Below are 25,267 nucleotides of genomic sequence, written 5' to 3' on the forward strand. Positions count from 1 at the left end.
GATAACGATGCTGGAGGAAATCTTCGCAGCCGGTCTTCACGATGTGCGCGAGTGCTTTCCATGAATGCTGCCTGCTTCCTCGTCTGCGGCGGCCTGAGTGTCCGGCACGCCCGAGTCAATGCCATTACCACAAGGCCGCCAAGACGTCAGGTCTGGGAGCCGGCTTGTACGGTCCTATCGTGTTCGGGAATATCGTCGAAGGAGGCGTAGTTGAGATTGTAGAGTTTGGAATACAGGCCCCCCATAGCTATTAGCTGATCGTGGTTGCCAGTCGCAATAACTTGGCCATTCTGAAGCACGATGATGCGGTTGGCACCCCGGGTCGTGGCAAGACGGTGGGCGATCACGAGGCCAGTGCGGCCTTCAAGCAGCTTTATCAGAGCCTTCTGAATCTGCATTTCCGTGTAGCTGTCGATGTTGGCGGTAGCTTCGTCGAGCACGAGGATCTGGGCGTCAGCGACGAGGGCGCGAGCGAAACTGATGAGCTGGCGCTGGCCGAGAGATAAGTTGTCGCCGCGTTCGCCAAGTTGGGTCTCATACCCGTCGGCGAGGCTCATGATGAAGTCGTGCGCACCGACCGCCTTGGCGGCCTCGATCACCTTGTCGCGCGTGGCTTCCGTCTTGTGGTATCGAATGTTCTCGAAGACCGTCCCGGTGAACAGGAATGGCTCCTGCAGCACCATGGCGACCTGGCGGCCGAGCGATTCCTGGGTGAGATCGCGCACATCATGTCCGCCGACCAGCACTTGGCCCTGCTGAACATCATAGAAGCGGTGGACCAGGGCCATCGCGCTCGATTTGCCAGAACCGCTCGGCCCGACCAGTGCGACCGTCTCGCCGGGATTGACCCGGAACGAGACATTTTTCAGCACCGGACACTTGGGATTGTAGCCGAAGCCGACGTCCCTGAACTCGACCGAGCCGTCCATTTCGGGCGAAAGCACCTTGGCATTGGGTTTGTCCTGAACATCGATCTTGACGTCGAGCACATCGGTCAGGCGCTTGCCTGAGGCCATGGCGCGCTGCATGATCGAATATTGCAGGGTGAGTGAGCGGATCGGGTCAAAGAAGCGCTGGATGTAAAATAGGTAGGCAACCAATACGCCCACATCTATGCGGCCATTCATGACCATCGAGCCGCCGACCACAATAACGGCGGCCATGGCGAGGCCGGTAAGGCCATCGACGATAGGCACCATGACCAGTGCATATTTGGCAGCGATCAGGTGGGTCCTGAGGTTGGCATGGGCCTTGTCGTCAAAAAGAATGAAATTCACCTGCTGGCGGTCCATGGACTGGACGGTGCGCACGCCGTGAATGGCTTCGGCCAGCGCGCCGTTGACGACGGAATTAGTCTCGTGTGCAGCCATGAAGGCGGCGCGGGCACGCGGCAGCCAGACAATGCGGACGATCACCAGGACCGGCAGAACCGAGAGCGTTAGGAGGCCGAGGCGGAAGTCGAGCCACAGCATTACGAAAACGATGCCGAAGAGAAGCGCAACATCGCCTACGGAATATACCGAGGTTTCGAGGAATTCCTGTATGGAGTTGACGTCGCCTTGCAGGCGCGACATGAGGCGTCCGACCTCGGTCTTGTCCATGAAGGAGAGCGAAACCTTCTGCAGATGGCCAAACATGGCGCGGCGGATGTCGAACAGGACAGTTTCGGCCACTTTCCCAACCACGGTTTCCTGCAAGTAGCCGGCACCGAAATTGACCAAAATCGCCAAAACGAACGCGCCGACGGCCGCAAGCTGGGCTGAGCGATCGGTCCTTGCCGGGCTCATGCCCTGGTCGAGCGCGTAGCGGATGATCAACGGGATGAGAAGCTGCGTCCCGGTGAAGATCAGCATTGCTGCAATCGTGATGACTACCCTGGCCCGATAGGGACGGACGAAGGCCCAGATGCGCCGGAGGATGCTCTTGTCGAAAGCCCGGCCGAACATCTCCTCCTCGATGCGGTGCGAGCCGACAACCGCGCGCGGAGGGCGTCTGCCGTCGTCACGTTCGGCTTCGAGTTCGCCGGCGCGGCCCTGCGCCATCAGCGGGCGCCCCCATACTGGGTCGTATTGTAATCACCCGGGCGCGTCTGGAGATCGTAAAGGGCCCTGTAGCGTCCCCGCTTCGCCAAAAGCTCTTGATGCGTGCCGCGTTCTACGATTTCGCCGTTATCGACAAAAAGGATCTGATCGGCATGCATAAGCGCACTCAGCCGGTGCGCGATGATGATCGTCACCCGATCCTTGGCGAAGCGCCGCATCGCCGCGCGGATGCGCTGCTCGGTGCCGGCATCGATCGCGGCCGTTGAGTCGTCGAAAACGACGACGGAGGGGCGCAGCATCATGGTGCGAGCAATCGTGAGACGCTGGCGCTGGCCGCCAGAGAGAGAGACGCCGCGTTCGCCCACAACCGTCTCGTAGCCTGCTGGGAGCCCGAGGATGTAGTTGTGGAGCTGGGCGAATTCGCCAGCGCGTTCTATTCGCTGTCTCTTCGCCCAGGGATCGCCATAAGCGATGTTGTTCTCGATCGTGGTGGTGAATAGGAATGCATCCTGCTGTACGACGGCGACCGCCTTGCGAAGCGTCGCGAGGGTGACATTACGTATGTCCTGGCCGTCCAGCGTGATGGCGCCACCGGTCACGTCGTAAAAGCGGGGGACCAGATGAGCCATCGTCGATTTGCCCGAACCCGGCGGACCGACGATCGCGATCGTCTCGCCTTTACGGGCCTCAAAGCTGAGGTTCTTCAGAATGGCGCGGTTTTCGGCGCTGGGGTACGCAAACGAGACATTGTGGAAGCGCAGAGTGCCGTCGCTTATCTCAAGCGGTCTGGCCTCGAGAGCATCCCTGATTGTGATCTCCTGGTCGAGGAGACCGAAAAGCCGCGAACCGCAGCTAGAAGCGCGGGCAAAGGCATTGACCATGAGGCCGATCTGGCGGACTGGCATTTGCAGGATTGTCATGAAGGTCAGGAAGGTCGCCACCGTTCCGACGCTGATCTCGCCAGCGACGAGCTTGCTGCCACCGATCCAGAGCACCAATCCCATTGCGAAAAAGAAGGACAAGGTCATCGCCGACGTGCTGGGCACGTAGATGTCAACGCGGTCGTGGGCGAGGTCGAGCGCGTTCTTGGAAGCGCCGTCGAACTTCAGCATCTCGTAGGCTTGAGCCGCAAAAGCGCGGACCACGCGGATGCCTGCGAGATTTTCCTCCATCACGCGGCTCAGTACCGAAAGCCGCTCATGCAGGTCGAGCCAGGTGGCGCGCAGCCTAAGCTGTGTGGCCGATGAGCGCCAGGCGACAAAAGGCACGAAGCTCAGCGCGACCAGGCCGAGCATGGGATCGGTCGAGATCATCATGTAGGCGCCGATCCCGATCAGCATGGTGAGCAGGAGCACGCGAACGAGCGCGGTGGAAAAATACATCCGCACGCCTTGGAGATCGAGCATTCCGATGGTGATCAGATCGCCTGAATGGACCCGGTCGTGAAAGGAAAAGCTGAGACGCTGGATCTTGTCGTAGTAGGCGAGCCGCAGTTCGTACGCGACATGATGCCCGACGGCTTCGGCAAAATAGTTCTGCGCCATCGTGAAAAGGCCGCGTAGCGCGCTGACGGCGAGCAGCAGGAGAGCCGGGGTCCAGAGCGCTTGTCCTGCCGCGGTCCCCGCGACACCGCCCCCGATGGCTGTCTGGGTCTGGTCGACAGCCCGGCCGAGAAGCTGGGGAATGAGCAACTGGAGGATTGCCGCCATGATCGTCGAGCCTATAGCGAAGGCGACCTGCCAGGGATGCCGCAAATTCATACGCGTGATACGCAACAGCGTACTCAAATCCCTGCCCCAGCGCGCCGCTTCCACATGGGTCAACGAATTCAGAGCGTTCGTTGCGCTGTCGATAGCATCACTGCTCACGGGTGTATTCCCGACTGCATTTTTCGCCTTCGAGGCAAGCCGAAGGACCAATCATCAAAGGGGCCCGCCATTGTTAATCCTGTCCACCACCTGCAGCAGTGCCCGTTCCTATAAGCCGAGCCGCGGCTTCACTTACTGGCATGTCGATCACCGTGATTCCGCTTGCCGCAAGGAAACGCGATTCGTTTCTGGTCAGCGTTTCCGCGTCCATTACTGCGCAATGTGGACCTCGGGAGCGCTTCATGATCTGCCTGGCGTAGGTGCGCAGCATCTGATCGTTGAAGCGGCAGCCAACGAAGAAAAATCCGCGGGTGATGCGCTGTTCCTTCACCACGTCTGGGATCGGTGTCTGGATATCGATTTCGGTCAGGACTTCGACATAGTCGGAATCTGCGACGAGAAAGTTTTGCGCCGGCCTAATACTCCCGTGAGGTGTATAGAGAACCGTCTTTGCCCCCGATCGGGGGTCGAGTTCCCTCCCGGACAAATCGTAGGTTTTCGTCCAAATGTTACCGATTTCGTTCGCCCGCGTGACGCCTTGTATCTCAACGACGTCCGTTCGGCCGGTCTCTACGAGAGCCGTGCGCATCGCGCCGTCGTACCAGCTGTCGACGATGAGGGAGAGCGGCAGCCTTGCGAGCCAGGCGTGGAGGAGGGTAGGCGCCACCGGCGCTGCGAATATGTCGGTCATCCAAGCTTGAAGCGTCCGGCGATGCCGGCGCTGTTCGATGAACTGCGCAACCGACCACATATTGGTGCGGATCCTGGAAGGGGCTGGCGCCCGTGCATTGAGTGCCGCGGCAACGACCTCGGGCGTATGCGGCACAGGCGGTTCCGCACAGTTGAACCCAAGAAGACCCGGACCGAGATAGGGGATCACCTGATCGGCGGCGAGCGCTTCCTTCGCCAGGTCAAGCAGCTTTTCGGCAAAACTGTCCCGCACGATGACCAGGTGGCCCGATGTCAGGATCGTGTTCATGCTCGTTTCCTCGCGACGCACCTTATGAACGGGCAGCATCAGTCCTCTTCGGAAACCTTCCTTGCCTCGACGGTGATCGGCAGACGCGTATCCCGTGGAAGATCGGGTAGGAGGAGCCGCCACCCGTTCCTGAGCGTCACAGTTCCGCCCCACAACTCTTCCTTCTCGAGCTTGATGATCGGCTCTTCGAGGTCCTTCTTCGGGACATACGCCGACAAGCCAGCATCGGTCCTGCGGATCATGACTTTCATCTGGCCGTCCCTTCATTGGTATTGCTATCAGCACTGCAGGGCACCTCGGCTTTGTCGAGGCTCATCAGTTCACGCGCTCGCATGCCGACGACTGTGCCACGGTCGATCCATTCGACCGCATAGATGAAGAACTGCTGGAGAAAGGTGCCAATGTCGCGCACATACCCCTCGTCGCCCTTCCGCACGAGATTTTCGCCGATCTCCCTGCCAGGATAGGTGCCGTCATTCTTTATGTGGCGAGTGGCACGTACCCGCTCTCCCGGCATGAATCGTGGAGGCCTGCGGATTTCGACCTCCTCTTCGCGTCCGAGCGACATGTCCGTTCCCTGATTTCTCTTGAGGCTGCAGATTGTGAACAAAGGCGTTCCAGGCGTCCTGCGAAGGCATCCCCGACCATGTCGGCGGCCCAATGTCCGTCACGCAGGAACGCAGGTCTTCGGCACCGGGCATACCGAGGCACATTGCTGCGCATCGAAGACTCCCTCGCATTCGGTGCACTTTTGCGGCTCGATCACATAGCTCTCGCCTTTGAATTTGATCGCGCCGGAGGGACACTCGAATTCGCAGGCGCCGCATTGGGTGCATTGGGATGCGATGATCTTGAAAGCCATTTTAACTCCTGGTCCGAATGGATGAGACGCGCTCAGGCCGTCGCCGCGAGTGCGGGGGTCCCAGACGCGGCCGCGTAAATCGCGCTGATTGCGGTCTCGATGTAGTCGTGGGCATATGCGTCGGTGGCTTGGATTCCAGCGTCGGCGAGCTGATCCTGCGGGCAGTTTCCGATCTTGGCGCACAGCACGATATCTATGCCTTCAAGCGCTGCGATGACGCCATCGAGGGCGGCTTCTCCGCCCCAGCCGCCGAGGCAATACTGCTCCACCTTCCGATGCCCGACAAAACTGATCCCTCTCGGCGAGGCTTGATAAACCTGGAATTCCTTCGCATGGCCGAAATGTTCATTGACGCGGCCGCCGCCCTTGGTCGCCACCGCGAAGAGAAGGGACTTGCCGGGGCTCGCTGCCTTGACCAATCCGATCGCTTCTCTCCTAGCCGCCACGTGATCACGGCGCTCCTCCGCGACCAGCTCCCGATAGGCCTTGCGATTGCTGGCATCGTAGGTGACCTCGCCGGGAATCCGGTCGACTGTGAATTCCTGGCCACGATCCTCTCCGAGCAGGCCGACGGCATCTGCCCGGCACTGCCGGCAGTGGCGCATCAACTGGGCGCCGCCTTCGACACGATCCTGAAGAGCCTTCATCTCCATTGCGTTTGGGCCGCGTTGCCCGCTCAGTCCGTAGTGCGTGCCGTGCGCCGGGTCCGAAATCAGCGGCATGAGGTTGTGCAGGAACGCGCCTCGCTCATTGACCCATCTATTCACCTCGATCAGATGCTCATCGTTCACGCCGGGGATCATCACCGAATTGATTTTGGTGAGGATGCCGCGCGCGGTCAGCATCTCCAGACCCAACATCTGCCGCTCGTGCAGGATCCGGGCGGCTTCGATGCCGACGTAGCGGCGATGGTCGTAAAAGATCCAAGGATAGATCTTCGCACCGACCGCAGGGTCGACCATGTTGATGGTGATCGTCACGTGATCGACATTCATATCGGCAAGCTCATCGACATGGTCCGGCAGCGCGAGCCCATTCGTGGAGATGCAAAACTTGATGTCTGGGATTTCCCTGGCGACTCGTTCGAACGTTGCCTTCGTCTTCTTCCAGTCGTAACAGGCATCGCCAGGTCCGGCGATGCCGAGCACGGAAAGCTGCGGCACCTCGTTGGCGACCGCGATCACCTTGCGTAACGCCTGGTCGGGCGTCAGCTTTTCGGAGACCACCCCAGGCCGGCTTTCGTTGGCGCAGTTATATTTGCGATTGCAGTAGTTGCACTGGATATTGCAGCCGGGCGCGACCGCGACGTGCATGCGCGCGAAATAGTGATGCGCCTCTTCTGAAAAGCAGGGGTGATCCTTGATCTTCTCCCAGACAGCCGGATCCGTGTCGTCCGGCTTTATCGACGAGCCGCAGGACGAAGAGGCGCAGCCACCGGCTTTCACGGTGGCGAGCAACTGGTGATCGAACGTCGTGCTGAGGCTCTCAAGCGAAATTGCCGGTGCGGACATCGAACGGCTCCGTTGCTGGGTAATGTCGCAGTTCAAACCGCAAGAGCTATGCCATGTCAAAGAGCGGTTTTGGTTCACGAATTGGCTTTCGTGTCGGATTGCGTCGGATTGCTCCGACACACCTTTGTCGTGCTTCCGACAGTGGACAAGCAAATCGGGTCGCGAAGGCTACCAGCCTTGGGCGCGAAGGGTGTGAGGGAGACTACTCCGGGCTTACGTTTGACGTCATCACGACGTCTAGAATTTCTTCACCTCGATACCATGCCGGCGCAGCGCGTAGCCGATTTGCCGCGGCGTGAGGCCGAGGATACGAGCCGCCCTGGCCTGAACCCAACCGGCCTTGTCCATCGCGTCGATCAGCCGGTCGCGTTCCGTCAGACGCGGGGGACAAGCGGGATCGTTCGGATCGCCGGCCGCAAGGGGAGATACGTTGCCTGCGGAGGCACCGATGCGACTGGCCGGCAGCCGCAATCCGACCGGCACTGCGTTGACCCGTGCGAGATCGTCGATGGTATTGCCGCCATTCGAGCGGTCGGCTCGCTTCCAGAGGAGCCAGGAAAGGCACTGGCTCTTCTTACAGGCGAAATCGGATGGCGTGATCGTCCTTGAACGCGCAAGTGTCGCCGTCCTTTGGACGCAGTTCTCCAGCTCGCGGACGTTACCAGGGAAGTAGCATTGCGAGATCAGGTCAAGCGCCGACGGCGCGAAGGCGAGTGCGCGATCGTTCTCCTTGTTGAATCGGTTGAGGAACGCGTTCGCAAGGCGTGGAATATCGCCAGGTCGCTCTCTGAGCGGAGGGAGGATAATTGGCACCACATTGATGCGGTAATAAAGGTCGGCCCTGAACTCCCCTTTTATAACGGCCGTCTCGAGGTCCTTGTTGGTGGCGCATATGAGGCGCACGTCGACCTGTAGCGTTTTGGTGCCGCCGACTCGCTCCAACTCGCCTTCCTGCAAGACACGCAACAACTTGGCTTGAAAGGCCGGCGAAATCTCGCCGATTTCATCAAGTAGCAGCGTTCCCTCATTTGCCAATTCAAAACGACCGGCGCGCTGGGAGATAGCACCCGTGAAAGCGCCCTTTTCATGCCCAAACAGTTCTGATTCCAGAACGCTTTCAGACAGTGCAGCGCAGTTCAATTTGACGAAAGACTTCTTCCTCCGACGTGAGAGCTTATGGATGGCTTGCGCAAAGAATTCCTTGCCGGTGCCGCTTTCACCCCGCAGAAGCACGGTGGAATTGGTCCCTGCTACGACCGAGACGGTTTCGAGCACCTGCTTGAGTGCGGGGCTTTCCCCGATGATCCCGTCGATTTTGGCATCCGCATGCCGGGCAGGGTCGTAGGTCCTCCCCTCGTTGGGCGATTTCTCCGGTCTCCATTGCTCATGGACACACCGCTGACGATCTGTACTCAGGGTGCGATGGAGACGGATCGTCCGGCCGACAAGGTTGGCGACCATCGTCAGGAAGTATGTGTCCTCGTCGTCGCGAAAGTCGGTGGCGCCGTCTCCGGCGCGGTCGATCGACAATGTCCCAAGGATTTTATGATCAGCCTTTAGCGGGATACCGATAAAGGCAATTGGGATGGTGCCGCTGCTCGAAGATGTTTGAAGGTCAGCCTGAAATAGTTGGGACTTGCGGACGTCCGGTATGAAGAGCGGCGTCCCCGTAGCGACGATTTGATCTGTTATGGCCTGTGGTATGACGCGGCGAGTGCCTGATTGAGGTGCGTGGGTATTGCCGGCAGTTGCGGCAATCTCCGGCTCTCCTTCAGCGTCCAGGACGACGATTGCTCCGTGACGCATCTGCAGAAACGAAGGCAGGATGTTCACGACATTGGCGAGCGTAATCTCCAGCTCGCTGGGGGCGGTCAGCACCTTCGATATCTCGTAGAGTCCCCTGAGCGCGATATCTGCTTGGGGCATGCTTTTGATGGGCGGTTCAGGGCGGGTATCCCGAGGTGCTACCTCGTCGACCCGATCTTGCGGTACGTGAGCCATGGAAACACCTCAGCGGTTGTCGTCCAGAGTGCTCCTCCTTTTGTGTCTGAGTCTGAATTGTGAAAGCACAGTATTCACGAGCTTCTCTTCGTGGCGCGGCAATTCAAGCAAAGATAGACTTGGCGTTGGTCGCGACCTCAGGTGTACCAAGATTGACCCTCTTGATACGGTGCGTGCGTCCTCATCCGAATTTGAAGAGGACTCCGAAGCCGCCGCGTGGATAGTTCCACTCGATCTCGCCACTGGTCTCGCACAAAATCCGGCAGGTGCCGCACTCCATGCAGCCGTCGGCGGTGATCTCCACTTGACCTTTGTCGTTCAACTCATAACATTTCGCGGGGCAGACGTGGGTCAGCGCGAGCAAGTTCGCGCTTGGCCTCTCGTGCGGTCGCACTTTGATATGCGGACGGCCAGAATCCACCAAGTAGCGGTTCTGGTAAAGCTTGTCCTCGACACGTGACTTCGTCACTGCGATCGTCATTTCGTCTCCCCTCAGCGCCACGCCAATGCAAGGCGGACCGCGTCGCTGACCAGCCCCCAGCGCGAGCGCGCCTTGATGAAGGCCGCCGTGGTCGCCTTTTCCTTCTCGATCTTCGGCGTGCCGTCGACACGCATGAAGTTCTGCGCGGCTTGCGACATCAACCGCGGATAAGCCGTGAAGTAATTGCAGGAATTGGTGTGGAGCAAGGCCGGCATGTCTTTGTATTTCCTTAGGTCCTTGACCACGAAGGACTTGTCCAGCATGGCTTTGTAAAGGGCGAGATTCCGTTTGGTCATAGGACCGTTGCGGCTCTTGACCTCGATGATTGCCTCAGCCGCGATGCGGCCGGAGGTCATGGCGAGGTTCGAACCCTCGCGGTGAATGGCGTTGTTCAGTTGCGCGGCATCGCCGACCACGACCCAACCGTCGCCAAAGAGCTGCGGAATAGCCTTGTAGCCGCCTTCGGGAATGAGATGCGCGGAATATTCTTTCACTTCCGAGCCGGCGATCAGCGGCCGGATCGAAGGATGGGTTTTTAAGGCGTCGAGGAGGACGTAAGGGCTCTCGACCATCGCGGCGAAATCGGAGACGAGGCAGCCAATGCCCAGTGAGATCGACTCCTTGTTGGTATAGAGGAAGCCGAGCCCGGCCATGCTGCGGGAGGTCGTGCCCACCGCCTCGATCACGCAGCCTTCATCGCCTTTGAGGCCGAACCGCTGCTCAATGACCTCTTCGGGCAGGAAATGCATTTCCTTGACGGCGAGCGCCACGGTTTGCGGCTTCGGCATCTCGCGCAGGCCGGCCCGCGTGCCAAGCAGTCCGCATACGCCTTCTGCGAGGACGACCACGTCCGCGTAGATGGCTCCGCCGGCCCGGTCTGTGCGGACGCCGATCACCCTGTCCTTGGCGTCACGGATGAGTTCCGTCACGGTCGTCTCGCACAGAACCGTCGCGCCGGCCTCGCGCACCTTACGCGAAAACCATTTATCGAACTGGGCACGGATGATCGTGTAGCGGTTGGGCTTCGCCTCATTGAAGTCGTCCGACCGATAGTGAATCCCGGTATGGGATGTGTCGTCCATCACCCAAAGCCGCTGTTCAACCAAATGCCGCTCGAGAGGCGCATCGTCCCGGAAATCCGGGATGATCTTCTCCAGCATGTTCGCGTACATGATAGCACCCTGGACATTCTTGGAGCCCGGATATTCACCCCGCTCCAACTGCAGCACCTTCAGGCCGTGGCTGGCCATGGTGTAAGCAGCTGCGTTTCCGGACATGCCGGCCCCAATAACAATGGCGTCGAATTTTTCCTCAATCATGTCCATCCCTTAGCTCGCAAGCTTATCGCGACTGTGGGGCGACAGCCGCCGCGTGAAGGCTTCCGTCAGTGCGGGCAGGAAGCGGATCGCGTCGGTGACGATCCCGAGGTGAGCGAAATCGAAAATCGGCGCGTTCGGGTCGGTGTTGATGGCCACGATCAGATCCGCCCCCTCGACGCCAACCCGATGCTGGACGGCGCCGGAAATCCCGGCCGCTATGTAAAGCTTCGGCCGGATGGTCTTGCCAGTTTGGCCGATCTGCCGATCAGCTGGCATCCAGCTCTTCTGGACCAACGGGCGCGAACAGCCGTGCTCGGCGCCGATTGCTCGCGCGAGATTCTTCACAAGCTGCAGGTTCTCCGCCGCGCCTAGACCGAGGCCTCCCGCAACCACGACGTCGGCATAGGCAAGATTTGCCTTTGCCGACTGACTATCCGGCAGGAAGCCGAGGATTTTGGTAACGATCTCGTCCTCGGCTACCGAGAGCTTGTGCCGGATGACACGCCCGACCGGTTTATCCGCCCGCTGCGGCATGGGCATGACCCTCGGTCGCACTGTCGCCATCTGGGGGCGGAAATTGAGCGTATAGATCGTGCACAACAAGGAACCGCCGAAAGTCGGACGGGTGGCGGCGAGCGAACCGTCGGTGTCCACATCGAGTTCGGTGCAGTCGGCCGTGAGCCCTGTCTGCAAGGTCGTCGCCACGGAGCCGGCAAGATCCCTGCCGAGTGTGGTGGCACCGAGAAGAAGGATCTCCGGTTTGTGAGTGTCGACCAGATCCGTCATCGCCTTGGTGAATGGCTCGTTCCGATAGTCGGCGAGCAGCGGCGCCTCGACGATGTAGACAAGGTCCGCGCCATAAGCGAACGCTTCGGCAACGGCGTTCCCGATGGCCTCTCCCGGCGGTCCAAGCACGACCCCCGCAAGCTGGACCTGAAGCTTGTCTGCTAACTTGCGGCCTTCGCCGAGCAGTTCGAATGATACCGGATGGACCTGGCCGCGTTCGAGCTCGATGAAAACCCAAACGTGCCGGTAGTCCTTGAAGTGCGCGGGCAGCTCCTTCTTTATGCCGGCACGGCCGGCGGCAGGGCGAGGGGTTTCTCGGTTCGCGGTCGACATCGTCTGCTCCTTGCCCTCTCACGCGCCGCCGTTGAAGGCGAGCTCATGTTCCAATGCCGGCTGGCGGGTGAAGATTGCCGTGATGAGTTCGTCAGCGACATCGCGTAAGGCCATCTCGGCGGTGTCGATTTTTGCCGCCTTTTCCGCCCGCGCAGGAGGCGCGAAAACGCGCTTGACGACCGTCGGTGAGCCGCGCAGGCCGCATTTGGTGAGATCCTCAATGCCGGCATCGGCCGCACTCCATTTCAAGACCTGGCTGCGCGCGGCGCACAGGGCGTCCTGGATCGAGCCCCGGCGGATCTCGTTTGTGCCTTCCAGCATGGTGATCAGGCAAGGGAGCCTGCTCTTCAGCATCTGTGTGCCGCCTTCGGAGCGGCGCTCAACCTTGATCTCGCGCGCAGCAAGGTCAATAGAGGCGATCTTCGCGACATAGGTCAGTTGCAGGAGTCCGAGGCGCTTGGCGATGCCGGGCCCGACCTGGGCGGTGTCGCCATCGATCGTCTGCTTGCCGGTGAAGACGAGGTCTGGCGTGCCGAACGTCTCGCCAACCTTCGCGATTGCCTGGGAAAGGGCGAACGAGGTCGCCAGCGTGTCGGAGCCGGCAAAATAGCGGTCGGTCAAGAGCACCGCTCGGTCGGCGCCGTAACCGAGCGCCTTGCGCAGCGCGTCCTCTGCCATGGGCGGACCCATAGTGAGCACGGTAACTTCGCCACCATGGGCGTCGCGCAGTCTGAGGGCTTCTTCGAGGGCGAACAGGTCGTAAGGGTTGATGATGGTCGGAACACCCTGGCGCATGATCGTGTTCGTCACCGGATGGACCCGTATCTGTGCCGAGTCCGGCACCTGCTTGATGCAGATTACGATGTGCATTGGCGGTTTCTCCAGGCTCCTGTCCGGATGCGGGCTTGGCGGTTCATCTCCTTGGTTTGCATCATTCGTGCCAACTGTTTTGCGCTGCCCCCTATTCCTGGAACTTCGCTTGGTTGCTTCTGAGGGCGCCGTGGTGATGACCAGATTTGTCGGCTTCTCGACATTGTCGCGTCGCAACCCGTGTCGCGGTCATTCCTGTCCGAACCGCTTCAGTACGGAGTCGAACGGGACAAAGGTGCGGCCCGGCGTGGCAGGTTTGTTCGGATCGTGGTCTTTGAGCACCTTGAAGACCCGATGGGTGAGCGGCGAGGAAACCGCGAAGTCCTCGTAAGCGCGTTCGAGCGTCGCGCGCACCCGCGCGGCAATCACCTGGTCGGGCAGACCGGAGAAATCTTCTTCGGCAAGGTATTGGCCCACGCGCTTCATGATATGGAGCCGCGAGACATTCAGCACCTTCGGATCATAGGAGACGCCAAGGACTGCGAAGAACTCCTCCGCAGCCGACAGGCGTTTCAGTCGTGCAAGGATGTCGGTGACATCGATGGGGCGGCTGTCAGCGGAACAATTCATTGCATTCTCCCTGGTCGGAAAACTGTGGTGTCGGTGCGCTCGCGCACGGCTGACCTGGACCCGCACAGCTCCGCGAGGGATGCCTCGCTGCACATTCCATCGTAGAGCTCGACCAGTTGAGTTGCAGTGACGGTCGATTTGGTCTCGGCCGCCTCGCGCCGGACGCGGGCCACCATCGCGGCTGCCAGATCCGGGTCGAGATCGCGACCGCTTTCGCTCAGCACATGGGCAATCGCAGTGGCGCCGGAATGCTTGCCGATGACGATACGCCGGCAGCGGCCCACGAGAGCCGGATCGAGCCCTTGATAAGTACGCGAGTCCTTCAGCAGCCCTGCGACGTGAATGCCGGATTCGTGGGTGAAAACATCGGCGCCGACGACCGGCTTAATGGCCGCGGTCTGCCGGCGGGCGGCCCAAGCCACCTGGGCGGCGAGGTCGGGCAATGCGGTCAGCTCGATGCCGGTATCCGCGCCGTCAAAGACCGCCATCGCGGCGGCCACCTCTTCCAGCGCGGCATTGCCCGCACGCTCGCCGAGCCCCAGGACGGTGACGGACGCATGGCGCACGCCTGCGCGGATCGCGGCCAGCGTGTTGGCGGCAGCAAGTCCGAGATCGTTGTGCGCATGAAATTCAAGGTCGATTGGAGACTGCGCCACGAGCTGGGCGACAAGTTCGAAGGTCGAAAACGCGTCGAGAACGCCGACTGTGTCGGCTAGCCTGACGCGGCTTGCGCCGGCGCGTGCAGCCGTCTCGATGACGCGGGCGAGATGATCCCGATTGGCCCGCGAGGCATCCTCGCAGCCCACCGCGACGAAGAAGCCGGCGGCGGCTGCGCGCCTGACCATATGTTCGATGACCTGGAGCGCTCCCGCCTCATCGAGGCCGAGCTTGGCGGCAAGTTGGATGTCCGACGCGGGCAGCGATAGATTGACGGCGTGGACGCCGCTCTCGATCGCTGCATCGAGATCCAGCGACGTCATACGGCACCAGGCCATGAGCCGAACCGGGAGACACCGCGCGACCACGGCGCGAATTGTTTCGATCTCGTCGGCGCCCATGACCGGCGTGCCGATCTCGATCTCTGTGACGCCGGCCGCCGCAAGAGACTCGGCGATCTCCTGCTTTTCCGTCGTGGTAAAGGCGACGCCGGGCGCCTGCTCGCCATCGCGCAAGGTCGTATCGTTGAGAAAGACATGACGGGTCATGAACGGTAGCCGGTTCTGCTGCCGCTCAGGCATAGACCGGATTGAACGTCTTCGGAGCTTCGCTTACCCGGCCCAGAACTGGGAAAGCCACGCAGCTTCTCCACGATTGCCGGCATGACCTCGAGCACCCGGTCGACGTCCGCTTCGCCGTTGTCCCGCGCCAAGGAGAAGCGGACTGCCGCGTGTGGCGTTTTCATCGCGCTCAGGACATGGCTCGGTTCCAGAGAGCCGGAGGTGCAGGCAGAGCCGGAGGAACACGCGATGCCCACGCGGCTGAGGAGGAGTGGAATTCCATCACTTTCGACATGTTCGAAGGAGATGTTTGCGGTGTTGGGCAACCGTTCCAGGGGATCTCCAGTGACACAGGTGCTTGGGATGCGCTGGAGAATCCCGTCCTCTAAACGGTCGCGGAGCGACTTTACCCGTGTGGTCTCGTCGTCCATGAATTTCAAGGCGAGTTCGGCCGCCATGCCGAGCCCGACTATGCCGGGCGTATTCTCGGTGCCAGCACGCCGGTTGTGTTCTTGGTGGCCCCCCTTGATCAGCGAGTGGAAATTGACGCCACGTTTTACGAAAAGCGCGCCGATCCCTTTCGGCCCGTGCAGCTTGTGGCCGGAGAGCGACAGCATGTCGATTGCGGTCGACTTCAGGTCCATCGGAAGCTTGCCGACCGCCTGCACAGCATCGGTATGGAAAAGGGCGCCCACTTCCTTGGCCAACTCGGCAAGCCTGGCCACGGGGAAGATCACACCAGTCTCATTGTTCGCCCACATTATCGAGACGATTGCCACCTGTGGGGTGAGGGCGGCCATATAGGCATCGAGGTCGAGCCGGCCACGGCAATCCACCGGGATCCTGTGCACCTTGACGCGGCGGGTTTTCTCAAGATGCGCGCAGAGCGTCAGCACGGCGGCATGCTCGACCGCGGACGTAACGATCTCGGTTCGGTTGGGCGCCGCCTCGAGCGCCGAAAGAAGCGCTGCATTGTCGCTTTCTGTCCCACCCGAGGTGAAGGTGATCTCATCGTCGAACTCCGCGCCGATCAGAGCTTGCAACTGCCTCCGCGCCTTTCTCACCGCCGCACTGACTGAGGCGCCAAGAGCGTGCGCCGACGAAGGGTTGCCGAATTGATCCCTAAAGAACGGCAACATCGCTTGCACGACCTCAGGATCGACCCGTGTGGTTGCGTTGTTGTCGAGGTAGACAGGTTTCATGTGCGATCCTCAGTTGACCGGAATGACGCGACCGTGCGACCGCCTCATTGAGCCTCTGGCGTATGCCGTTGATGATGATGGGCCCGAACTGGCAGCCGGCGCAGACGCCCGAGAGTTTGACGTAGACCGGATCGGCGTCGACATGGCCAAGTCCGCAGTGGCCGCCGTCACCCCGCAGGTAAGGACGCCCGAACACGACAACGTTATCGATAAGCCGAATTTGGCGCAGCGGCGCGATTTGGCCGCCAGCAGCTCGGGTGCCACCAGGAACCGAACTGTTTCGGCAGGCGACGTTCTTTGCATCCTACCGGAAGCGATTGCCGGTCCCGAGATCGGCTTTGACCTTGCCTTGTTGTTGAGGACGGGGACATCTGTTGTGCCGGCCATGTAAGCCTCCTCTTCCGCAAAAGAGTCCGTTGGCGGCAATCGCTTCATGGACCCGCACAGGCGCTTCGGGCGATCAACTGAAGGACTTGCCGCAGCCGCACTTCTCGCGCGCGTTGGGGTTATCGAAGACAAAGCCGGAAGATTCGAGCCCGGTGAGGAAGTCGACGGTCATGCCGGCGACATGGGGTTGGGAGCCCGCGTCCACGAACAGCTTGATCCCATCTGTCTCGGTGATCGCGTCGCCCTCGCGCGACACGCTCTCCAGGCCCATTAAGTATTTGAAGCCGGCGCAGCCGCCGGCCTGGACCATGATGCGAAAGCCTTCCGCCGGCTCGCTGGCGCGGGAAAGAGCAGTCTTGATGGCGGCAACAGCGTTGTCGGTGAGCGTAATCATGGCTCCATTCTCCTCAGTCCGGGACCTGCTTGCGCATCACGCTGCATGCACCGTGCCAAAGCGAAAACCGTTTCAACACAGCGCGGCATCTCTGACCCTGCGGTGGTTCTTGTGAGTCCATTGCTGCGAAGGTGTCGGCCAACCGACACGTACTGTCGGGTTTGTCGGGTCCGCCACGCGGGATGTTGGGCCTGAGTTGTTGGCTGAACTCACATTAAACCAATGACCATTACAGAAGACTCCTTCTGAGCTTCTTCGGCGCAATTGGCACGGTTTTTGAAGCTCCACTGGCGAGGCGGCAAGAGACTGCCGATCCACAATCGTGTCGTGGGTGCCCTCGCGATCGATGCGGCGAAGCAAGGGAGCAACATGTCAGGACTGGGTCAGACACGCTTTGTTTGGCGAAGCAGCGCCGCCCGTGGCATCCGAATGACCGATTGGCCGATTGCGACAACACCCACAATCGCTCACCACTGCCCGGTGGCCACCGGCCGGCTCGATGAGATTCCATCGGCATGTGCCTGCTCGTGTCACTCGGGTCTCGCCGCTCCGATAGCACCCCCGGTTTTCCCGCGCGGGTGCGACGACGTGCGCACGCTGTCCAGCGACACTTTGTTCACGGGCCAGCAGCAGATCAGGGTCGAGCATTACGGCGCGCCCGATCGGCTGAAGATTCACCGGCACGGCAGCTGATCCTCACACGTAGGTGGAAGCAGGGGTAAGACATGGACCAGCGCGAGAAACCGTCGCCGGACGAAATCCGGCGGGCGTGCGAAGACAATCCGAAAATCCGGGAGCATGATCTCGCCGCTCGATTGGGCATTTCGGAAGCCGAATTGGTCGCGGCGCATTGTGGTCACGGCGCGGTGCGCATCGAGCCGCGCGTTGATGATCTGCTGACCGGCCTCGAAGCGGTCGGCGAGGTGATGGCGGTCACCCGCAACCAAAGTGCCGTGCACCAAAAGATCGGCGTCTACGACAAAGTGGTCACCGGCAACCCCCATGCCATGGTGCTCGGCGACGAGATCGACCTGCGCATCTTCCCGAAAGCGTGGGCGTATGGCTTCGCCGTCGAGAAGCGCGAGGGAGCCGAGATCCGCCGCAGCCTGCAATTCTTTGATGCCACCGGCGAGGCGATGCACAAAATACATCTCAGGCCCGCCTCGAACCTGCACGCCTATCAGAATCTGGCGGCAGAGCTCGTATCCTCCGACCAGGAGCCGATCATATCGGTCGAGGCGAGCGGGGCGCGCGATAACGCAGTGAGTCCAGACCAAACCGCCACGGTCGACGACCTACGCGAGCACTGGAGCCGGCTGAGCGACGTGCATCAGTTCTACCATATGTTGAAAACACTGAAGCTCAGCCGCTGCCAGGCGATGCGTATGGCCGACGAGGATTACGCCTGGCTGCTCGACAATGATGCCGTTGGCGCCCTGTTCCAACAGGCGGCCGAAGACGAGATGCCGATCATGTGCTTTGTCGGCAATCGTGGTTGCATCCAGATCCATTCCGGCCCGATCAAGTCGGTCAAGCAGATCGGGCCGCGGATCAATGTGCTAGACGAGACCTTCCATCTGCATCTTAGGACCCATCACATCCGCGAGGTCTGGGCCGTGCGCAAGCCGACGAGGGACGGTCACGTCACGTCCGTTGAAGCCTATGGCGCCGACGGCAAGATGATCATCCAGTTCTTCGGCACGCGCAAGGAAGGCGAACGCGAGCGCAGCGACTGGCGGTTTCTGGCCGAGAGTCTGCCACGCGTTCCCGGTCCGACCGACAGGGATGTGTAGAGCCGGCAGGCCCGTAGGATTGAACCGGCCGCCATAGGGCTCGGCGCCACGTTCCGACAGCGGCTCGCGAGGAAATATAGGTCCATGTGCGATAGAGCTTGCCGTGTTAGCGCATACGCACGGTCAGGTGTGCACGCCGGAATTGACCGCATCGATACAGTCAGGCTCGTCGCCGGCCGGATCGCTGCGCACGAGTGCATCGCTCGTCTGACCGGAAATCCTTGCAGCGGCTACAACAACGCATATGCCATCAGCGCCGAACCGAAGCGGAAGCGCGGCCGGGTGTTGTCGGACCGCACCCGATCGTTGCGCTGGATCGCGTCGTTGCTCAATCCGGGCCGTGCGAGCGATCTCCTCGCTCGTCGACCGGAAAGCTGTGCAGCAGCAGCCAAGCCGAACAGCCCGATGTCCCGGACTCGACAAAACCGACCACGGATGTCGGTTGTCGGACGTTGTCCTAAGAATGATGGACAGGTGATCATCAGCGGCAGGCCCAGTGCAGGCTGGCATCGATTGGTGCAGCGCCATGGGTACGCCTATCCGGCACGCGACTTGCTTCGACAATTTGATCAGCAGGGCATCAGCAGTGCGTCACGGTGCTCAGAGGTGATTGACCAGCCTCTCAACCCTAACGGGGATAAGCGGCGGCTTTGCTTCATGACCGCAGCGCGGCGGAGATGCCCCTTCTGATCGACTTCGCAACCGATCTCATCCGCGCTGGTGCAGGTGGGCTGTATCAGGCGACAGAATCTAGAAGGCGCCCGACAAGAGACGTGCCCATGCTGGAAATCGACTTTATGAACAGCCGTGCAATCTCAATCGAGCCATGAACGCCAATGTAGAGAACACAAAATGGCGACCAACCCCGTTCCAGATCATGTCCCGCCCGAAATGGTGAGGGACTTCAGTCTGTTTACATCGCCAGGCATGCCACCAACACCCAACGGGGATCCACACGCAGCTGTCGCTTGCGTACATGACGGGCCTCCGATCTTTTACTCCCGCTACAACACGCAAGATGGCCGGGGTACCTGGGTCATCACCCGTGCCGCGGACCAGCGGAAGGTGCTGCAGGACGCAGAGACTTTTTCCAGCCATCGCAGCATCTTCTCCTCCATACTGGGTGAAAACTGGCCGACGATCCCGCTTGAGCTCGATCCACCGGCCCATGGCGTCTTTCGCTCACTGCTCAATCCGCTGCTTTCGCCAAAGCGGGTGTTGGCTTTGGAACCGGCTGTCCGCGAACGGGCGGTCGAGCTGATCGAAAGGATCGCCGCGTCGGGCACAAGCTGCGACGTGATGAAGGATTTTGCCTTTCCTTTCGCGGTGAGCACCTTTCTTCGCTTTCTGGGGTTGCCCGATGACCGACTCGATACATTCGTCGGCTGGGGGAAAGATCTGCTCCACGGCGACGATAAGGAACGACCTGTGGCTGCCCGGACGATCGTGGCATTCATCGACGAACTTGCAGCCATGCGCCGCCAGGAGGCGGTTGACGATTTCATGACCTTTATCGTGCAGGCACAGGTCGAGGGCCGCCGGCTGACGGACACCCAAGTCCGCGGCATCGGCGTGCTTGTCTTCGTCGCTGGGCTCGACACGGTCGCAGCAGCTATAGGCTTTGACTTGGCGTACCTCGCGCGCAACCTCAAAGATCAGCAATTGCTGCGGAGCGAACCGGACCGCATCCCGCTCGCAACCGAAGAATTGCTGCGGGCCTATCCGCCCATTCAGTTGATCCGCGTGGCAACGAAAGATATCGACTTCGAAGGCGCGCCGATCCGGAAGGGGGACTATGTTTCCTGCGCCACGATGATTGCCAATCGTGACCCGGCGGAATTCGAATGCCCCAACACGATCGATTTGGAGCGGGAGGACAACCGCCACGCCGCGTTTGGCTATGGTCCCCACCGTTGCCTTGGCTCACACCTTGCCCGGCGGGAGATTGTCATTGGGCTGGAGGAGTGGCTGGCGCGCATCCCGGCTTTCAGGATCAAGCAGGGTACGGCACCGATAACCTCTGGCGGCCATGTGTTCGGGATCGAAAATTTGATCCTGGACTGGTCTTAGGCCCGCCCCGAGTCGGGGCACAGACAATGGAGGCAGCGCCATGCGCATCATCGTCCAAAAGGCCAAATGCCAGGGTCACGCGCGATGTGCGGCGCAAGCGCCGGACATCTTCAAGCTTGATGACGAGGGCTACATCCTGCCTGGTGACATTGAAGTTGCGAAAGGGGAGGAGCTGTCTGCATCGCGAGGCGCGCGATCCTGTCCTGAACGTGCGCTGGAACTCACCCGCTGACGCTTTGAATCGGACGTCATTCAACCGAGAGTCTGGCGGACTTGAATGGGGTCGACCATGTGGCCGCATTGGAAAGGACGGCACGCGACCTCTGTCCCAGCACGGTCCACGTCCACTCCGCGGGGGCATTTCCGGAGCGGAGGTGCTCCCCATGAGGCGCAAACGCGCAAACGGCAGGGCGGGCGTTCGCGAAACACCTCTTCCAATCACAGAATTTGCGACAGAGCCGATGGACCAGGCGAAAATTGCCGAACTACTCGACCGCGAGGCGATCCGCGATTCCCTCTACCCGAAGAACTGCCCGGCCCATGTTGCGGCCGGCCCGGTCGCTGCATGACTTGATAGGACAAACCAGGAGAACGGCACCATATTTGCCCAACACTATGCCCGGCTCAGCACCGGCCGATGGCCGCAGATCGAGCTGGAAAGGAGGTTCGACCAGCATGTGCTTGCCTGTGTGCTTTCACGTGCGCTCGAGGAGATCGAGGCCGGCGAGGCGACCGCGACGGAGGCAACCGGCCTTGCGCGCGCCGAGCTGCGCGATATCCTGGCCCGCTGTTTCCCTGCTTTTCCTATCAACGCGTTTGCCTTGGAAGAGGTGAGCGAGCCCGAGCCGGATCTGGAGGAAGAACTTCTGCGCGGACTGCTGCTGGCGCATGCCCGGCCGGGCGACCCGGCAAGCGCCCGCTTCGCCAAGATCATCGCCCGGCGTGCCATGCGCAATGACCATCTCTGGCAGGACCTTGGCCTTTTTAATCGAAGCGACCTCGGCCGCCTGCTCGCCGCGCATTTTCCGACGCTGGCGGCCGGCAACACCCAAAACATGAAATGGAAGAAATACTTTTACCGCAAGCTCTGCGAGGCCGAAGGTTTTTCGCTGTGCAGCGCGCCCAGTTGCCGGGAATGCAATGATTTCGAAAGCTGCTTCGGCCCGGAGGAAGGCGAAAGCCGCCTCACGCGGATCAAGAACGGCATCGCCTCGGATTGAGAGCCGCTTTCGTCAGTCGTACAGCCCCAGCGCTCGCGCCGCGCCATGTGTCTCTTGTCGAATGTCGACGGACGCCTTCGAGGATTTGAATGCTGTGCCTGCTGTCCGATTGCTCGCGACGCTCGCTTCGGCGGGCGCCGTCATCATGGCGGTGCAGGATGCGACCCGCACCACCGCCGCCGCGCAACTGGTGTTCTCCGGGCCGTTGCTGCTCGCCTGCCTCGCGGTTGCGGCGCCTGGGCGGCCGCGGTTCACCGCCGTCATTGTTCGCGCTAGTGCACAGTTTCGCCTCGCTCACCCATTGGGGCGGCCAGATTGTCTCCGGCGTGGCCATCAATTTCGTTGCTGCCGGCTCCGCCATCATTCTCGGCCAGGTTCCGGCAGGGCGCGCGCTGGGGTTCCTGGAAGCTTTTCGAACTTTCTGGATCACGCCTCAACCCGAATTGCGTGTGCTTGTTGGACAAATTAGGTCACTAGATTCGGATTTAGGATAGATTCAGGAGGCTTCGAATTTCTAACGCTCGCGACCTCGCAGGTCGTTCACGTCAGCACGAAGGCGTTTAACTCTACGTGTCTTATTGGCAGCTATGCGCCCAATCTCGGACGCTGGACTCGCCAACCCCGGATCCGGAAACCTGACGTTTTTTCAGTTCAGTCCGACGCACGAGCCATGCTGAACAGCAGCGCCTCTCGATCTGACGGGCGAGTCAGGCAGCCGTCGAAGCGGGCGGAGCCTGCCCGGCAGCAGCCTTTTTTGTAGCAGTCGCCGGCGGCTGGACCAATTCAGAAGGGCTAGTTTCGGCTAAGAGTTCAACTGCCTCAGTTGAGGCGGCCTCGCCCTTGAATAGGCTCGATATGGATGCGGCCACTTTGGTCTTGCTCGTCGTGTCAGGCTCGACAACCTCCTGCATGGGCAATCTGAGATTCGCTAGACTCTCCACAAACGCCTCGAAGTGAGGTATCGCCGCTGAAGGATCCTCGTCCAGGGCGAACTCGCGGCGGATGACCTGGATGCGGATGCGGACGTCGTCGGACTGCGGCGTGTCGTCGAGCTGGCTCTGGATCTCCTCGAGGATCTCGGCACCCTGCTCGCAAGTCCCGCTGCTCTTGTGATCGCGGATGAAGATCCTGTGATAGCGCATGATCATTGCCCCGAGGCGTTCGCGGTTCGCTTCCCGCTGTGCCTGCCGCCTCGCCTTGTTTACAGCCTTGAAGAGGCTGGACATGCGCTCGAGAAAGATGTCGATAGGCCCCTGGAGCTCACCCTTATCTCGCTCGATTGTCTCAACGACGGCGCGTGCGAAGCCGAGCTTCTCGATATGTCCGCTCTCTGCCTTGGCGACCGCCTGAATGGCGGCGAACATCGACTTGCCGGTTTCAATCTGGGCCTGAATGCTTTGCAGGGAGATGGTAGGAGCTTCCGTATCGCGAAACCGCGTGATCTCGCCGATGCACGCGTTCATCGCGGCGGTGGCGAGTTCAACGGGGATCAGGTCCTCAATCTCCTTCACCTCGACGCCGTCTGCGAGTTCAAGTGCTCCCAGCTGCAAGACATGTTGGCTGTCGATCAGGCGCTTCGCCTTCTTGTCCGTCCGCATATGGCTGGCCGCATCGTTGCCTGCGGGGTCAGAGTCGAGGAGGGCGACAACAGGCGGCTTGTCGGTATCCCGACCTCTGATCAGGTAGAGCATGTAAGGGATCTCGCTCGCCGATCCGCAGGGCACAATTACTAGATTGTTGAGGTCGAGGGTCTCGGCCGTTACGCCAGGCCGCCTCTGCCGCATGATTCGGAGCGGCTCCGGCGAGAAGCACCTGCTCCGTGATCCCCTCGACGAGCAAGTTGACTGACCCCACGAAGGCCGTCTCGCCGACGAACGCACCGAAGGCAGAGCGAAGGGGCTCATAGTGGTTTCGCGAAACGTTTCGAACAACCCGGGTGCCATCATAGCCGCGCCCCTTCTCGAGCACTCGGATACGCTCGGCGTAGTTTTTGTCCAGCAGGAACGGCGAGTGCGTGACGTAGATCACCTGCACCGGTGGGCGGCCGTCCTGAGGGTCGGCAAGATCCTGGAGGACTTTCATGAGGTCCTGCTGAGCCTCGGCGGAGAGGTAGGTATCTGGTTCGTCCATTAGTAAGAGGCTTTCGCGCTCAGTCTGTGGACGGTGCGACTGGGCTTGGATGAGATATGAGAGGAAGTATTTGAGGCCGCTGCTGCGCTCGTCAAAGGTATACTCGGTCCCCGTACGGTCCCTGATCGTGAATACCAACTCGTGTTCGCGCGGTGTGACCTTCAGCGAGAAATCACGGTCCTGGACCCACCACTTTTTGAAGTTGAGGTAGCGCTCCAGTTGTTCGTTAATGGCTTCCACTAGCGCGTTGGCGTAGCCCTCCTTGCCGTCCGCGATCGCCTCCCGCAGATCCTTCAGCCTGGCCGGCTCGACGTTGCCGAGCTTCAAGAGCAAATCGCGCGCGAGAGCGAGCGACTTCTCCGCGCCATCTACGCGGCGAGCCTCGCGGAGGGCGTTCGCGATTGGTGACAGCGCCAGCCGTATATTGGGAGCGTTGGCGGCGAATATTTTATCATCTCCCAGCATCTCCGCGAAGCTGCCGGCGACTTCGAGCAGCGTTGTGCGCTGTCTGCGGTCGGAGATGCTGCTGGGCTGGGCGTCCCCATTCGCCAGCCAGTGCAGGGGGACCGCTGCGGGTAAGGCGACGTCCGGCATGATACGGAAGGGCTTCGGCAGGATGTCGGCGAGCGGTTGTGCCACTGAGGACGCCTCGACCACGTGCTTCTTCCAACCTTTATCGGGGTCTGGGGTCCAAATGTCGAGCGCCTCGGGCGTCTCCCTGAACATCATGAAGCGGTCGAACTTTACATCTTTTGCGCCGGCGACGTTGGCGATCGCTTCCGCCTCGTCCGACTCGACCATACTCCAACCGAGGCCAAGGTGCGGCCAGCAGGTCGCCTCCCGCTCCACGCTGAAGAAAGGCGAGTAGCGGCAGAGATCGCGCTGCTCGAAGCCAATCCCTGACACGGCCTTCTCGACCGCACTCAGAAGGTGACTCTTCCCAGATTCGTTCGCGCCGACGATGGTCGTAATCCGACTGTCGAACTCGACCTCAACGTAGGGATACCAGGCGTCACGAAACATTTCCCAATCGCCCTTGGGCTGGGCATGGGGCGTCGCCTTGCGGATATGGTCGAAGTTAAACGACTTGTAGAAGCGCGCATAGACGGTTGAAAGTCTCATGGTCAATCCATGTAAAGATGGTGTCAGCCGCAGTAATCTGCGAACGCCGGAAGCGCGAACGAATGGAGTACTTTGCATGCCTGAACCAAGCGCACAAGATAGGCCGCGCC

General features: G+C 60.8%; 23 protein-coding genes and 1 pseudogene. 5 read left to right on the top strand and 19 right to left on the bottom strand.

The window, feature by feature from the left end; genetic code table 11:
* Positions 1 to 146: 146 nt before the first annotated feature.
* From NKH98_RS26120 to NKH98_RS26200, 17 genes are all read right to left on the bottom strand, one after another.
* Positions 147 to 2,042, bottom strand: a complete 1,896-nt coding sequence (locus NKH98_RS26120; protein ID WP_352902878.1) for an ABC transporter ATP-binding protein — start codon at positions 2,040 to 2,042, stop codon at positions 147 to 149.
* Positions 2,042 to 3,910 carry an ABC transporter ATP-binding protein gene (locus tag NKH98_RS26125; RefSeq protein WP_352902881.1) on the bottom strand — a complete coding sequence of 623 codons (1,869 nt, stop codon included), beginning with the start codon at positions 3,908 to 3,910 and terminating at the stop codon, positions 2,042 to 2,044. Before NKH98_RS26125 ends, NKH98_RS26120 begins: the two co-directional genes overlap by 1 nt.
* A 73-nt stretch (positions 3,911 to 3,983) precedes the next feature.
* Positions 3,984 to 4,889 carry an SIR2 family NAD-dependent protein deacylase gene (locus tag NKH98_RS26130; RefSeq protein ID WP_352902884.1) on the bottom strand — a complete coding sequence of 302 codons (906 nt, stop codon included), beginning with the start codon at positions 4,887 to 4,889 and terminating at the stop codon, positions 3,984 to 3,986.
* A 38-nt stretch (positions 4,890 to 4,927) separates the two neighbouring features.
* Positions 4,928 to 5,140 (bottom strand): putative nitrogen fixation protein NifT, encoded by a 213-nt coding sequence (gene nifT / locus NKH98_RS26135; protein WP_023678250.1) that lies wholly within the window; start codon positions 5,138 to 5,140, stop codon positions 4,928 to 4,930.
* On the bottom strand, positions 5,137 to 5,457 hold the full coding sequence (locus tag NKH98_RS26140) for a nitrogen fixation protein NifZ (protein WP_352450751.1): 321 nt from the start codon (positions 5,455 to 5,457) through the stop codon (positions 5,137 to 5,139). Before NKH98_RS26140 ends, nifT begins: the two co-directional genes overlap by 4 nt.
* A 99-nt stretch (positions 5,458 to 5,556) precedes the next feature.
* On the bottom strand, positions 5,557 to 5,751 hold the full coding sequence (locus NKH98_RS26145; RefSeq protein WP_023678248.1) for a 4Fe-4S dicluster domain-containing protein: 195 nt from the start codon (positions 5,749 to 5,751) through the stop codon (positions 5,557 to 5,559).
* Between the two features lie 32 nt (positions 5,752 to 5,783).
* The gene (nifB, locus tag NKH98_RS26150; protein ID WP_352902942.1) at positions 5,784 to 7,262 is read right to left on the bottom strand and encodes a nitrogenase cofactor biosynthesis protein NifB; all 1,479 of its coding nucleotides are present in this window, start codon (positions 7,260 to 7,262) and stop codon (positions 5,784 to 5,786) included.
* Between the two features lie 237 nt (positions 7,263 to 7,499).
* Entirely contained in the window at positions 7,500 to 9,263 is a 1,764-nt protein-coding gene (gene nifA / locus NKH98_RS26155; RefSeq protein ID WP_352902887.1) for a nif-specific transcriptional activator NifA, read from the bottom strand.
* Positions 9,264 to 9,444: 181 nt separating this feature from the next.
* Entirely contained in the window at positions 9,445 to 9,744 is a 300-nt protein-coding gene (locus tag NKH98_RS26160; protein ID WP_023678245.1) for a ferredoxin family protein, read from the bottom strand.
* A gap of 11 nt (positions 9,745 to 9,755) precedes the next feature.
* The gene (locus NKH98_RS26165; protein ID WP_352777121.1) at positions 9,756 to 11,063 is read right to left on the bottom strand and encodes an FAD-binding protein; all 1,308 of its coding nucleotides are present in this window, start codon (positions 11,061 to 11,063) and stop codon (positions 9,756 to 9,758) included.
* A gap of 9 nt (positions 11,064 to 11,072) precedes the next feature.
* Positions 11,073 to 12,182 (bottom strand): electron transfer flavoprotein subunit alpha/FixB family protein, encoded by a 1,110-nt coding sequence (locus NKH98_RS26170; protein WP_352857064.1) that lies wholly within the window; start codon positions 12,180 to 12,182, stop codon positions 11,073 to 11,075.
* A gap of 18 nt (positions 12,183 to 12,200) precedes the next feature.
* On the bottom strand, positions 12,201 to 13,052 hold the full coding sequence (locus NKH98_RS26175) for an electron transfer flavoprotein subunit beta/FixA family protein (protein WP_352752958.1): 852 nt from the start codon (positions 13,050 to 13,052) through the stop codon (positions 12,201 to 12,203).
* A 189-nt stretch (positions 13,053 to 13,241) separates the two neighbouring features.
* A complete protein-coding gene (gene nifW, locus NKH98_RS26180; RefSeq protein ID WP_352503026.1) occupies positions 13,242 to 13,622 on the bottom strand; it encodes a nitrogenase stabilizing/protective protein NifW in 381 nt (126 codons plus the stop codon).
* Positions 13,619 to 14,827: a homocitrate synthase gene (gene nifV / locus NKH98_RS26185; protein ID WP_352902892.1), complete on the bottom strand. Its 1,209-nt coding sequence runs from the start codon at positions 14,825 to 14,827 to the stop codon at positions 13,619 to 13,621. The genes nifW and nifV overlap by 4 nt, the downstream gene beginning before the upstream one ends.
* Positions 14,824 to 16,041, bottom strand: a complete 1,218-nt coding sequence (gene nifS / locus NKH98_RS26190) for a cysteine desulfurase NifS (protein WP_352902895.1) — start codon at positions 16,039 to 16,041, stop codon at positions 14,824 to 14,826. The genes nifV and nifS overlap by 4 nt, the downstream gene beginning before the upstream one ends.
* Positions 15,992 to 16,237 (bottom strand): NifU family protein, encoded by a 246-nt coding sequence (locus NKH98_RS26195; RefSeq protein WP_352902899.1) that lies wholly within the window; start codon positions 16,235 to 16,237, stop codon positions 15,992 to 15,994. Before NKH98_RS26195 ends, nifS begins: the two co-directional genes overlap by 50 nt.
* Positions 16,238 to 16,501: 264 nt before the next feature.
* Positions 16,502 to 16,822 carry a HesB/IscA family protein gene (locus tag NKH98_RS26200; RefSeq protein WP_023678237.1) on the bottom strand — a complete coding sequence of 107 codons (321 nt, stop codon included), beginning with the start codon at positions 16,820 to 16,822 and terminating at the stop codon, positions 16,502 to 16,504.
* Positions 16,823 to 17,547: 725 nt separating this feature from the next.
* On the opposite strand from NKH98_RS26200, the gene NKH98_RS26205 reads away from it, so the two are divergent.
* From NKH98_RS26205 to NKH98_RS26225, 5 genes and pseudogenes are all read left to right on the top strand, one after another.
* Complete coding sequence (locus tag NKH98_RS26205) at positions 17,548 to 18,615, top strand: hemin-degrading factor (protein WP_352850831.1); 1,068 nt, start codon at positions 17,548 to 17,550, stop codon at positions 18,613 to 18,615.
* Between the two features lie 852 nt (positions 18,616 to 19,467).
* The gene (locus tag NKH98_RS26210) at positions 19,468 to 20,685 is read left to right on the top strand and encodes a cytochrome P450 (RefSeq protein ID WP_352548234.1); all 1,218 of its coding nucleotides are present in this window, start codon (positions 19,468 to 19,470) and stop codon (positions 20,683 to 20,685) included.
* Between the two features lie 40 nt (positions 20,686 to 20,725).
* A complete protein-coding gene (locus NKH98_RS26215) occupies positions 20,726 to 20,917 on the top strand; it encodes a ferredoxin (RefSeq protein ID WP_352902901.1) in 192 nt (63 codons plus the stop codon).
* A gap of 367 nt (positions 20,918 to 21,284) precedes the next feature.
* Positions 21,285 to 21,905, top strand: a complete 621-nt coding sequence (locus NKH98_RS26220) for a nitrogen fixation protein NifQ (RefSeq protein ID WP_352902944.1) — start codon at positions 21,285 to 21,287, stop codon at positions 21,903 to 21,905.
* Positions 21,906 to 22,171: 266 nt separating this feature from the next.
* Positions 22,172 to 22,279: pseudogene (locus NKH98_RS26225) on the top strand (ABC transporter permease); the annotation flags it as partial.
* Positions 22,280 to 22,612: 333 nt separating this feature from the next.
* Here the strand turns inward: NKH98_RS26225 and NKH98_RS26230 are convergent.
* Positions 22,613 to 23,596 carry a hypothetical protein gene (locus tag NKH98_RS26230; protein WP_352902904.1) on the bottom strand — a complete coding sequence of 328 codons (984 nt, stop codon included), beginning with the start codon at positions 23,594 to 23,596 and terminating at the stop codon, positions 22,613 to 22,615.
* On the bottom strand, positions 23,532 to 25,157 hold the full coding sequence (locus tag NKH98_RS26235; protein WP_352902906.1) for an AAA family ATPase: 1,626 nt from the start codon (positions 25,155 to 25,157) through the stop codon (positions 23,532 to 23,534). Before NKH98_RS26235 ends, NKH98_RS26230 begins: the two co-directional genes overlap by 65 nt.
* Positions 25,158 to 25,267: the final 110 nt, after the last annotated feature.

Source organism: Mesorhizobium sp. M0833 (genome assembly GCF_040319905.1).
Lineage (GTDB): Bacteria > Pseudomonadota > Alphaproteobacteria > Rhizobiales > Rhizobiaceae > Mesorhizobium.

What these genes read in the sequence shown, in the direction of transcription:
- NKH98_RS26120 (WP_352902878.1), bottom strand. Translation starts at nt 2,042, where the DNA reads ATGGCGCAGGGCCGCGCCGGCGAACTCGAAGCCGAACGTGACGACGGC.
- NKH98_RS26130 (WP_352902884.1), bottom strand. Translation starts at nt 4,889, where the DNA reads ATGAACACGATCCTGACATCGGGCCACCTGGTCATCGTGCGGGACAGT.
- nifT (WP_023678250.1), bottom strand. Translation starts at nt 5,140, where the DNA reads ATGAAAGTCATGATCCGCAGGACCGATGCTGGCTTGTCGGCGTATGTC.
- NKH98_RS26140 (WP_352450751.1), bottom strand. Translation starts at nt 5,457, where the DNA reads ATGTCGCTCGGACGCGAAGAGGAGGTCGAAATCCGCAGGCCTCCACGA.
- NKH98_RS26145 (WP_023678248.1), bottom strand. Translation starts at nt 5,751, where the DNA reads ATGGCTTTCAAGATCATCGCATCCCAATGCACCCAATGCGGCGCCTGC.
- nifB (WP_352902942.1), bottom strand. Translation starts at nt 7,262, where the DNA reads ATGTCCGCACCGGCAATTTCGCTTGAGAGCCTCAGCACGACGTTCGAT.
- nifA (WP_352902887.1), bottom strand. Translation starts at nt 9,263, where the DNA reads ATGGCTCACGTACCGCAAGATCGGGTCGACGAGGTAGCACCTCGGGAT.
- NKH98_RS26160 (WP_023678245.1), bottom strand. Translation starts at nt 9,744, where the DNA reads ATGACGATCGCAGTGACGAAGTCACGTGTCGAGGACAAGCTTTACCAG.
- NKH98_RS26165 (WP_352777121.1), bottom strand. Translation starts at nt 11,063, where the DNA reads ATGATTGAGGAAAAATTCGACGCCATTGTTATTGGGGCCGGCATGTCC.
- NKH98_RS26170 (WP_352857064.1), bottom strand. Translation starts at nt 12,182, where the DNA reads ATGTCGACCGCGAACCGAGAAACCCCTCGCCCTGCCGCCGGCCGTGCC.
- NKH98_RS26175 (WP_352752958.1), bottom strand. Translation starts at nt 13,052, where the DNA reads ATGCACATCGTAATCTGCATCAAGCAGGTGCCGGACTCGGCACAGATA.
- nifW (WP_352503026.1), bottom strand. Translation starts at nt 13,622, where the DNA reads ATGAATTGTTCCGCTGACAGCCGCCCCATCGATGTCACCGACATCCTT.
- nifV (WP_352902892.1), bottom strand. Translation starts at nt 14,827, where the DNA reads ATGACCCGTCATGTCTTTCTCAACGATACGACCTTGCGCGATGGCGAG.
- nifS (WP_352902895.1), bottom strand. Translation starts at nt 16,041, where the DNA reads ATGAAACCTGTCTACCTCGACAACAACGCAACCACACGGGTCGATCCT.
- NKH98_RS26200 (WP_023678237.1), bottom strand. Translation starts at nt 16,822, where the DNA reads ATGATTACGCTCACCGACAACGCTGTTGCCGCCATCAAGACTGCTCTT.
- NKH98_RS26205 (WP_352850831.1), top strand. Translation starts at nt 17,548, where the DNA reads ATGGACCAGCGCGAGAAACCGTCGCCGGACGAAATCCGGCGGGCGTGC.
- NKH98_RS26210 (WP_352548234.1), top strand. Translation starts at nt 19,468, where the DNA reads ATGGCGACCAACCCCGTTCCAGATCATGTCCCGCCCGAAATGGTGAGG.
- NKH98_RS26215 (WP_352902901.1), top strand. Translation starts at nt 20,726, where the DNA reads ATGCGCATCATCGTCCAAAAGGCCAAATGCCAGGGTCACGCGCGATGT.
- NKH98_RS26230 (WP_352902904.1), bottom strand. Translation starts at nt 23,596, where the DNA reads ATGCTCTACCTGATCAGAGGTCGGGATACCGACAAGCCGCCTGTTGTC.
- NKH98_RS26235 (WP_352902906.1), bottom strand. Translation starts at nt 25,157, where the DNA reads ATGAGACTTTCAACCGTCTATGCGCGCTTCTACAAGTCGTTTAACTTC.